The 9,572-nt window shown below is 63.8% G+C and carries 9 protein-coding genes; 7 read left to right on the top strand and 2 right to left on the bottom strand.

The annotated features are described in order from the left end of the window. Positions 1–5 precede the first annotated feature (5 nt). Positions 6–1,292, top strand: a complete 1,287-nt coding sequence (locus EL335_RS08890; RefSeq protein ID WP_126446079.1) for a hypothetical protein — start codon at positions 6–8, stop codon at positions 1,290–1,292. Here the strand turns inward: EL335_RS08890 and EL335_RS08885 are convergent. Further along, positions 1,264–1,968: a Crp/Fnr family transcriptional regulator gene (locus tag EL335_RS08885; RefSeq protein ID WP_126446077.1), complete on the bottom strand. Its 705-nt coding sequence runs from the start codon at positions 1,966–1,968 to the stop codon at positions 1,264–1,266. The two genes, EL335_RS08890 and EL335_RS08885, sit on opposite strands and share 29 nt — an antisense overlap. A gap of 17 nt (positions 1,969–1,985) precedes the next feature. After that, a complete protein-coding gene (gene fnr / locus EL335_RS08880; RefSeq protein WP_126446075.1) occupies positions 1,986–2,723 on the bottom strand; it encodes a fumarate/nitrate reduction transcriptional regulator Fnr in 738 nt (245 codons plus the stop codon). 138 nt (positions 2,724–2,861) lie between these two features. On the opposite strand from fnr, the gene hemN reads away from it, so the two are divergent. Genes hemN through EL335_RS08850 form a run of 6 tightly spaced genes read left to right on the top strand, consistent with a single transcriptional unit; the run spans position 2,862 to position 9,572 of the window. Further along, a complete protein-coding gene (hemN, locus tag EL335_RS08875; protein ID WP_126446073.1) occupies positions 2,862–4,253 on the top strand; it encodes an oxygen-independent coproporphyrinogen III oxidase in 1,392 nt (463 codons plus the stop codon). A 41-nt stretch (positions 4,254–4,294) separates the two neighbouring features. Next, positions 4,295–4,954: a sulfite exporter TauE/SafE family protein gene (locus EL335_RS08870; protein ID WP_284155303.1), complete on the top strand. Its 660-nt coding sequence runs from the start codon at positions 4,295–4,297 to the stop codon at positions 4,952–4,954. Position 4,955: 1 nt separating this feature from the next. Then, positions 4,956–7,130 carry a heavy metal translocating P-type ATPase gene (locus tag EL335_RS08865; protein WP_126446071.1) on the top strand — a complete coding sequence of 725 codons (2,175 nt, stop codon included), beginning with the start codon at positions 4,956–4,958 and terminating at the stop codon, positions 7,128–7,130. Position 7,131: 1 nt separating this feature from the next. Next, positions 7,132–7,338, top strand: a complete 207-nt coding sequence (locus tag EL335_RS08860; RefSeq protein WP_126446069.1) for a heavy-metal-associated domain-containing protein — start codon at positions 7,132–7,134, stop codon at positions 7,336–7,338. A 47-nt stretch (positions 7,339–7,385) separates the two neighbouring features. Continuing rightward, on the top strand, positions 7,386–7,934 hold the full coding sequence (ppa, locus tag EL335_RS08855; RefSeq protein ID WP_126446067.1) for an inorganic diphosphatase: 549 nt from the start codon (positions 7,386–7,388) through the stop codon (positions 7,932–7,934). 15 nt (positions 7,935–7,949) lie between these two features. Then, positions 7,950–9,572, top strand: coding sequence for an NAD+ synthase (locus EL335_RS08850; RefSeq protein WP_126446066.1), 1,623 nt, complete (start codon positions 7,950–7,952; stop codon positions 9,570–9,572).

The following is a 9,572-nucleotide window of genomic DNA, read 5'->3' as shown; positions in this document are numbered from 1 at the left end:
GAACCATGCACCCTGATCTCTCCTTCGATCAGGCGCCGCCGATCGACGTCCCGTTCCGTTTCTTCCTGACCGCGCCGCTGTTCGGCATCGCGGCGGGGTTGCTGCTCGCGATCGTCGGCGGCGAGATGTTCGCTTCGCGCTGGATGCCGAGTGCATTGGCGGGCACCCATCTTCTGGTGCTCGGTTTCATGCTGCAGACGATGTGCGGCGCCTTGCTGCAATTCCTGCCGGTGGCCGCCGGGGCGAACGTCTGGCGTCCGCGCCTGGTGGCCGGGGTGGTGCACCCGCTACTGATCGTCTCGGCCGTACTGCTGGTTACCGCCTTCCTGGGTCAGCAGCCAGGGTTTTTCATGGCCGCGGCACATGGGCTGGCGTTGGCGCTGGGCTTCTTCGCCATCGTGACGGGGATTGCCCTCTTGCGCACGCCGGCCCGCGGCGCGACAGTCATGGCACTGCGGCTGGCCCTGGTCGCCCTCGTGGCGACAGTGAGTCTGGGCATCGTCCTGGCGACCGGGCTTGCGCGCGGCAGCGAGTTGCCGTTATTGGCGCTCACCGATCTGCATGCGGCGTGGGGTTTGGGCGGCTGGGCGTTGATTCTGCTGGCTGGCGTCTCTTACTACGTGGTGCCGATGTTCCAGTTGACGCCCGCTTATCCGGCCTGGCTGGCGCGCAGCTTTCCGTTCGCCCTGATCGCGGTGCTGCTAGGCTGGTCGCTGCTGTTCGACCCTCAGGTTCCGACCCGGCAGCAAGTGGCGTTCATCGGCGGTGTCGTTCTTAGCGGCGTGTTTGCGCTCGCCACGCTCCGTCTGCAAAGTCGCCGCCGCCGCAAGGTGAGGGATGCCACCTTCCTGTTTTTCCGCACCGCGATGTTGGCCCTGCTCGCGGTGATCGTTTCGGTGCTGGTCATCACCTGGCTGCCGGCCCTGCAGGGCGAGCCGCGCGGGGCGGTTTGGATCGGCCTGCTGGCGATCGTCGGCGTTTTCGTCTCGGCGATCAACGGCATGCTCTACAAGATCGTGCCGTTTTTGAACTGGCTGCATCTGCAGAATCTGTGCGGCATGCGCATGATGCCGCCGACGATGCACCAGATGATCCCGGAAAAGCGCATGCTCGGGCAGTTCCGCCTGCATCTGGCGGCTCTAGCCTTCCTTCTCGCGGCGGTCTTCTGGCCGCTGCTGGCCCGGCTGGCCGGTTTGCTGTTCGCGGCCTCCTGCGCCTGGCTGGGCTATAACCTGCTCGGCGCGGTGGGCGTCTATCGGGACTTCAAAACTCGTATTCGCGTAGCCGCTTGAGATCGCCGATCTTGATGTGCTTGCCGTGCATTTCGATCAGCCGCGCTTCGGCCAGGTCGTGCAGGATGCGCGAGAGGGTTTCCGGCGTCAGGTTGAGCCGCGAGGCGATCACCTGCTTCGAGGTCGGCAGGGTGATCTCCACGCTGCTTTCCCAGCGCTCATCCGGGCAGTGCTGCAGCAGATAGCCGATGACGCGCTGCGCGCTGGAGCGCAGTGAATAGGATTCGACGTCCTGGATCAGCGAATGCAGGCGCATCGCCAGCCCGGCAAGCATGTTGCGCGCGAACGCGATGTCCTTTTCGAGCAACTCGAAGATTGCGTCGCGGGGGATGTAGAGCAACAGGGTGTCGGCCAGCGCCTGGGCAAAGACGGGGTAGGGCCGCTGGGCAAAGACCGCGGCCTCGCCGAAGCTCTGGCGCGGGCCGAGGATTTCGACCACTTTTTCGTTGCCGCTCGACGACGGGAAGGCGAGTTTGACCTGTCCGAAAACGATGAAATAGAAGCCGTGCGCGACATCGCCGCGCTGGAACAGCATCTCGCCCTTCGGCAGGCGCTTGGCGCGCGTATGTGCGGCCAGATGCGCGATCTGCTCGGGGGTGAGCTCCTGGAACAGCGGCAGGCGCACCAGCAGCGCCGGAATGTCGATTCGTGTGTCGTGGGTTTCTTGCGACGTCATGTCGGGAGCAGCTCCTTTCAGGTGCGCCGTTCGGACAACAGTTTTTTGAGTCCGGCGACATCGAGGATACGGATGTGCTTCTGATGCACCGCAATGAGCCCCTCTTCCTGGAAGCGCGAGAAGGCGCGGCTGACGGTTTCGAGCTTCAGGCCGAGATAGGAGCCGATTTCGTTGCGCGTCATGCGCAGGTTGAACTCGGTCGGCGAATAGCCGCGCGCGGTGAAGCGCTGCGAGAGGTTGAGCAGGAAGGCAGCCAGACGCTCCTCGGCGCGCATGATGCCCAACAACATCATCACTCCGTGATCGCGCACGATCTCACGGCTCATCACCTTGTGGAAATGATGCTGCAGCGCACCGATCGAGCGGGAGTAGTTTTCGAGGTCGGAAAACGGAATGACGCAGACTTCGCTGTCTTCGAGCGCGATCGCATTGCACGAGTGCTTTTCGCTACCGATGCCGTCGAGGCCGAGGATTTCGCCCGCCATCTGGAAACCGGTGACCTGTTCGCGGCCATCCTCGAGCAGCACATCGGTTTTGAAAAAGCCGGTCTTGACGGCATAAATCGCTTCGAAGGGGTCGCCGCTGCGAAACAGCGGCTGCCCACGCAGGATGCGGCGCCGGATCGTGACGAGCTCGTCGAGCCGGCCGAGCTCTTCTTCCGAGAGCCCGACCGGCAGGCATAGCTCCCGTAGGTTGCATTGCGAGCAAGCTTCGCGTAGCGCCGGCACCGATAGATGGGCTAGTTTGGCCGGCATGGCATGTCATTCAGAGGTGCTTTGATCTGCGTCAACGTGGGCCGGGCGCACTTGTTGCATCCTGCCAGTCTCGTCCGGTCGGGGCAAGCTCTGGTCGAGCGTGGTATTTTCATCGCGTCGCATTTATTGCTGCAAGTCGTGAGCCATTATCAAGAACTGATTTTCGATCCGCAGGTCATCCGTCGCTTCGACGTTTCCGGCCCGCGTTATACGTCTTATCCGACGGCCGACCGCTTCGTCGAGGCTTTCGATGATGCCGCCTACCGTTCCTGGCTGGGCAAGCGCACGATCGGCGGGATCGGCAGGCCGCTTTCATTATACTTTCACATCCCTTTCTGCAACACGATCTGCTATTACTGCGCCTGCAACAAGATCATCACCAAGGATCACGGGCGCTCGGCGAAGTATCTGAAGTATCTCGGCAAGGAACTCGCGTTGCAGTCGGCGGCGCTGGATGGCCCGCACGACGTGGTGCAGTTGCACTGGGGCGGCGGCACGCCGACCTTCCTGTCGCACGACGAGATGCGCCGCCTGATGGAAATGACGCAGAAGCATTTCCGTCTGCTGCCGGACGGCGAATATTCGATCGAGGTCGATCCGCGCAAGGTCGACCGCGAAACCGTCAAGCTGCTCGCCGAGCTCGGCTTCAACCGTATGAGCGTCGGTGTGCAGGATTTCGATCCGCGCGTGCAGGCCGCGGTGAATCGCATCCAGACGCTCGACGAGACGCGCGTCGTCATCGAGGCGGCGCGCGAGTTCGGCTTCAAGGGCATTTCGGTCGATCTGATCTACGGTCTTCCGAAGCAGAACGTGATCAGCTTCAACCACACGCTCGACGAGGTGCTGAAACTCGGCCCCGACCGGCTGTCGATCTACAACTACGCGCATCTGCCCAATCTCGCCAAGCCGCAGCGCCGCATCCAGGAGGCCGATCTGCCGAGCCCGGAGGCCAAGCTGCAGATCATCCAGCTGGCGATCCGGCGGCTCACCGATGCCGACTATGTCTTCATCGGCATGGATCACTTCGCCAAGCCGGATGACGAGCTCGCCATCGCGCAGCGTCAAGGACGCCTGCATCGCAACTTCCAAGGTTATTCGACGCATGCCGAAGCCGATCTGTTGGCCTTCGGCGTCTCGGCGATCGGCAAGGTCGGGCCGACCTATGCTCAAAACTATCGCACCCTCGATGAGTATTACGATGCGCTCGACCAGGGGCGGCTACCGGTGATGCGCGGGCTAGAGCTCACCGCGGATGATCTGTTGCGCCGCTCGATCATCCAGGCCTTGATGTGTCATTTCGAGCTGTCGATCGAATCGATCGAGATCGCGCATTTGATCGACTTCAAGTCCTATTTCGCGCCGGAGCTCGCCGATTTGCGCGAAATGGAAAAAGCCGGGCTGCTGACGATCGACGACCAGTGGATCACGGTCGAGCCCAAGGGCCGCATCCTGGTGCGCGTGATCGCGATGGTGTTCGACAAGTATCTGCGCGCCGACCGCGAGCGCATCCGCTATTCCAAAGTCATCTGACTCGGGCACGAAGTCGGCGCTGACAGGACGGCACCCCGCCCGTGGATAACTCGTTTTTCGCGCTGTTCATCGTCGGCCTGCTCGGCGGCGGCCATTGCGCCGGCATGTGCGGCGGCATCGTCGGCGCCCTCTCGCTGCAAGCGCCAAAGCAGGGTGCGGCGGCGCTCGCCGTGCAGCTTGCTTACAACCTCGGCCGCATCACCAGTTACGTCTTCGCCGGTCTGATCGCCGGCTGGCTGGGGCAGCAGGCCGGCAACCTGCTTCTGCTCCAAAACGGCCTGTATCTCTTCGCCAGCCTGATGTTGATCGCGATGGGCCTGTATCTGCTCGGGCTGACCCAATTGCTCGCCCCGCTGGAGCGTGGCGGTCAAACGCTGTGGCGGCGCATCCAGCCGCTGACGAAACGCTTCCTGCCGGTGCGCGGGATTGCCCAAGCGCTGCCGTTGGGGCTCTTGTGGGGATGGCTGCCCTGTGGACTGGTCTATAGCGCGCTGACCACGGCGCTCGCCAGCGGCACGGCGACACGCGGGGCGCTCTCGATGCTCGCCTTCGGGCTGGGCACCTTGCCCAATCTGTTGCTCGCTGGGCTCTTGCTCGCGCGCTTCACGCGTTTTGCACAAGCCCGCGTCGTGCGTGTGGTTTCTGGCCTCCTGGTGCTCGGTTACGGGATAATGGGCTTCGTCAATTATTTCCGTGGCTGAAATGGAAACGAAAAACGAAGTCTGTGAGACGGTCGAGCTTTCGATCGGCGGCATGACCTGCGCCGCCTGCGCATCGCGCATCGAGCGGCAACTGAACAAGCTGCCGGGCGTCGAGGCGGTGGTGAATCTGCCGGCCGAGCGCGCCCACATCCGCTTCGATCCACAAGCGGCCGATGTCGATAAACTGATCGCGACGATCGTCAAGACCGGTTTCACGGCCACGCCCTCGACCGCTGACACGCGCGCCGAAGAGAAGGCGCGCAAGGAGGCACTCTTCCGTGCCGAAGTGAAGCGTTTCTGGATCGCGCTGGCACTCACCGCACCGCTGATCGCGCAGATGCCGTTCATGTTCGCCGCGGGCGGTAATGTTCATGCCGACATCCTGCCGCGCTGGCTGCAGTTTCTGCTTGCCACCCCCGTGCAGTTCTGGATCGGCTGGCGTTTCTATGTCGGCGGCTGGAACGCGCTGCGCGGCGGTTCGGGCAACATGGACGTGTTAGTCGCCCTCGGCACGACGATGGCTTGGGCTTACAGCACCGTCGTGCTGCTGTTCGGTTTGCATCAGCACGTCTATTTCGAGGCGTCGGCGACGGTGATCACGTTGGTGCTGCTCGGCAAGATTCTGGAGGCGCGCGCCAAGGCGAAGACCGGCGCGGCGATCGAGGCGCTGATGAAGCTCGCCCCCTCGACCGCGCATGTCGAGCGCCTCATCGATGGTCAAAGCCAACTCATCGAGCTGCCGGTCAAGAGCCTGATTCCCGGCGACATCGTGATCGTGCGGCCAGGCGAGGCGGTGCCGGTCGATGGCGAGGTGGTTGCGGGTGAGTCGAGCCTCGATGAGGCGATGCTCACCGGCGAGAGCCTGCCGGTTGCGAAACGGCCCGGTGACAAGGTGTTCGCGGCGACGGTGAATGGCGAGGGCCTTCTGCGCATCAAAGCGACCGGCGTCGGCGCGCACACGCTGCTTTCCGGCATCATCCGGCTGGTCGAGCAGGCGCAGGGATCGAAGGCACCGGTGCAGCGGCTCGCCGACAAGGTGGCGGCGATCTTCGTGCCGGTGGTGGTGACGATCGCGCTGATCACCTTTGTCGCCTGGTGGTGGCTTGCCGGCGACTTCACTCGGGCGCTGATCGATGCGGTCGCAGTGCTGGTGATTGCCTGTCCCTGTGCCCTGGGGCTGGCGACGCCGACTGCGATCATGGTCGGCACTGGCCTTGGCGCGAGGGCAGGCATCCTGATCAGGAACGCTCAGGCGCTGGAACTGGCGGAGAAGATCGCCGTGCTGGCGGTCGACAAGACTGGTACGCTTACGGAAGGCAAGCCGGTGGTGGTCGATGTGAAAGTCGGCGCCGACGGGACGGCACCCGAGGTGCTGAGGCTCGCCGCCAGTTTGGAGCAAGGCTCGACGCATCCGCTCGCCGCCGCCGTGGTGGCTGCCGCGAAGGCGCAGGGGCTTGCGCTCGAATTGCCGCAAGACGTCAAGGTCGAGTCCGGCAAAGGGATCCGTGGCAAGGTCGCCGGTAAAGCCGTGCGGGTCGGTTCGCCTGACTGGCTGGGCGCGGGGGCTAGCGAATCGGCAGGCAGTCAGATTGCCGTCGAGGTCGATGGCAAGGTTCTCGGCATCATCATCGTCGCCGATCCGCTGCGCGAAAGCTCGAGGGCGGCGGTGGCGCGACTGCGGAAACTGGGCGTCGAGGTGGTGATGCTCACCGGCGACAATGCCGCCACCGCAGCCGAGATCGCCCGTCAGGCCGGAGTGGATCGTTTCGAGGCGAATGTGCTGCCCGCCGACAAGGCGCGCCACGTCACGGCGCTCAAAGCCGGCGGCAAGATCGTCGGCATGGCCGGCGATGGCATCAACGATGCGCCGGCGCTGGCGGCGGCGGACGTTTCCTTCGCGATGGGCGCGGGCGCGGACGTGGCGATGCAGGCCGCCGATGTCACGCTGATGCGCAATGACTTGAATGGTGTGGCCGATGCGATCTCGCTGTCACGCGCCACACTCGCCAAGATTCGCCAGAATCTGTTCTGGGCCTTCATCTACAATGTGATCGGCATTCCCGCGGCGGCCCTCGGTTTCCTCAGCCCGGTGGTAGCCGGCGCGGCGATGGCGATGAGCTCGGTTTCGGTGGTGAGCAATTCTTTGCTGCTGAAACGCTGGAAACCAGGAGGGTGAAATGGAAACGACATTGATCAAGATCACCGGCATGTCCTGCGGCGGCTGCACCGCCAGCGTGACGAAGGTGCTTTCCGAAACGCCGGGGGTGGCGAAGGTCGAGGTGCAGCTTTCCCCCGGTCAGGCGACCGTGGAATTCGATCCGGCCAAGGTGACGCGGGAAGCGCTGTGCGCGGCGATCGAAGATGCCGGGTTCGGCGCCGAATGATTGCTGTGGCGCACCTTATAATACGGCGTTTTTGACAGGAGTCAGCCGTGGCCTTGAACAACGTTCCTTCCGGCAAGGATCTGCCGAACGATTTCAATGTGATCATCGAGATTTCGATGCATTCGGAGCCGATCAAATACGAAGTCGATAAGGATTCCGGTGCGATCTTCGTCGATCGCTTCATGTCCACGGCGATGCATTATCCGTGCAATTACGGCTATATCCCGCACACCATCGCCGGCGATGGTGATCCGGTCGATGTGCTGGTCGTCACCCAGTTCGCGCTGCCGCCCGGTGTCGTCGTGCGCTGCCGGCCGGTGGGCATGCTGAAGATGAGCGACGAGGCCGGTGAGGATGCCAAGCTGTTGGCCGTGCCGGTCGACAAGCTGACGCCGATGTATCGCGACATCGAATCGCCGCGCGATTTCCCGCAGGTGGTCCTCGATGCCATCGCCCACTTTTTCGCGCATTACAAGGATCTCGAGCCGGGCAAGTTCGTGCGCGTCGAAGGCTGGGTCGGCGCCGAGGAGGCCAAACAGGAGATCATCGCCGGTGTCGCGCGCTTCAACGAGGCCAAGCAAAAGCCCGCGTTCTGATTTTCCGGCACCGGCATGAGCCTCAAAATAGCCGTCGCGCAGATCGACTGCACGGTCGGCGACCTAGCCGGCAATGCCGCCCGCATCCTGGCGGCCGCCGATGAGGCGCATGCCCAGGGCGCCGATCTTTTGCTGACGCCCGAACTGGCGCTCGCCGGCTATCCGCCCGAGGATCTGCTGCTGCGGCCGGATTTCCATCGTGCCTGCGCGCGCGAATTGTCGGCGCTGGCGGCACGGCTGCCGCTGCCGGCCGTCGTCGGTCATCCCGAGATGCGCGGCGGACTGCGCTTCAATGCCGCCTCATTGCTGCGCGAGGGGCGCGTCGAGCTGACCTACCACAAGCAGCGCCTGCCCAACAGCGAGGTATTCGACGAGGAACGCTATTTCGCCGCCGGTACTGCCCCATGCGTGTTTTCGCTCGGCGAAGCGAATATCGGCCTGGCGATCTGTGAGGACATCTGGCTGCCGGGCACGGTCGAGGCGACCCGCGCGGCCGGCGCCGAGCTGTTGCTGGCGTTGAACGCCTCGCCTTTCCACATGAACAAGGCGGCGACCCGCCAGGCGGTGCTGCGCAGCCGCATCGCCGGCACCGGCATACCGGCGATCTACTGTAATCTGGTGGGCGGCCAGGACGAGCTGGTGTTCGATGGCGCGTCCTTCGCGCTCGATGCGCAAGGGCGGCTCACCCACCAGTTGCCCGCGTTCGAAGAGGCGCTGGCGATCGTCGAATATGCCGATGGCCATTTGCTGCCGGGCCTGCTGGCCCCCCCCTCGTCGCTCGAGGCCTCGGTGTATTCCGCGCTGTGTCTTGGGGTGCGCGACTATCTCGGCAAGAACGGTTTCCCCGGCGCGATCATCGGTCTTTCCGGCGGCATCGATTCGGCACTCACCTTGGCCATCGCCGTCGATGCGCTGGGCGCGGACAAGGTGCGCGCAGTGATGATGCCTTCGCCCTATACCGCGCAGATGAGCCTGACCGATGCGCGCGAGATGGCGCACCGCCTGGGTGTGCAGTATGACGAGATTCCGATCGCCACCGCGATGGAGCAATTCTCCACCCTGCTCGCGCCGGTGTTCGCGCCGCTGGGAGCGAAGCCCGCCTGGGACACCACCGAGGAAAACATCCAGGCGCGCATCCGCGGGCTTTTGCTGATGGCGATCTCGAACCGCACCGGATGCATCCTTCTCACCACCGGCAACAAGAGCGAGATGGCGGTCGGCTACGCGACGCTCTACGGCGACATGGCCGGCGGCTTCGCGGTGCTCAAGGATGTCTTCAAGACCTTCGTCTATCGCCTGGCGCACTACCGCAATGCCCGCTCCGAAGTGATCCCGCACAACATCATCACGCGTGCGCCTTCGGCCGAGCTCAAGGCCAATCAAACCGACCAGGATTCCCTGCCTCCTTACGAGATACTCGACGCGATCATCGAAGCCTACATGGAGCGCGACCTTTCGCCGCGCGAGATCATCGCGCAGGGCATCCCGGAAGCCGATGTGCGGCGGGTGATCATGCTGCTGAAGAAGAACGAATACAAGCGCCGCCAGGCGCCGCCGGGCGTGCGCGTAACAAGGCGCGCCTTCGGCAAGGATTGGCGCTATCCGATAACATCACACTATCCCGACGAGTGGAGCTGA

This window comes from Sulfuricystis multivorans (assembly GCF_003966565.1).
GTDB lineage: Bacteria > Pseudomonadota > Gammaproteobacteria > Burkholderiales > Rhodocyclaceae > Sulfuricystis > Sulfuricystis multivorans.
Note: the sequence above shows the minus strand (reverse complement) of the source record. Positions and strands in the feature narration are given on the sequence as shown.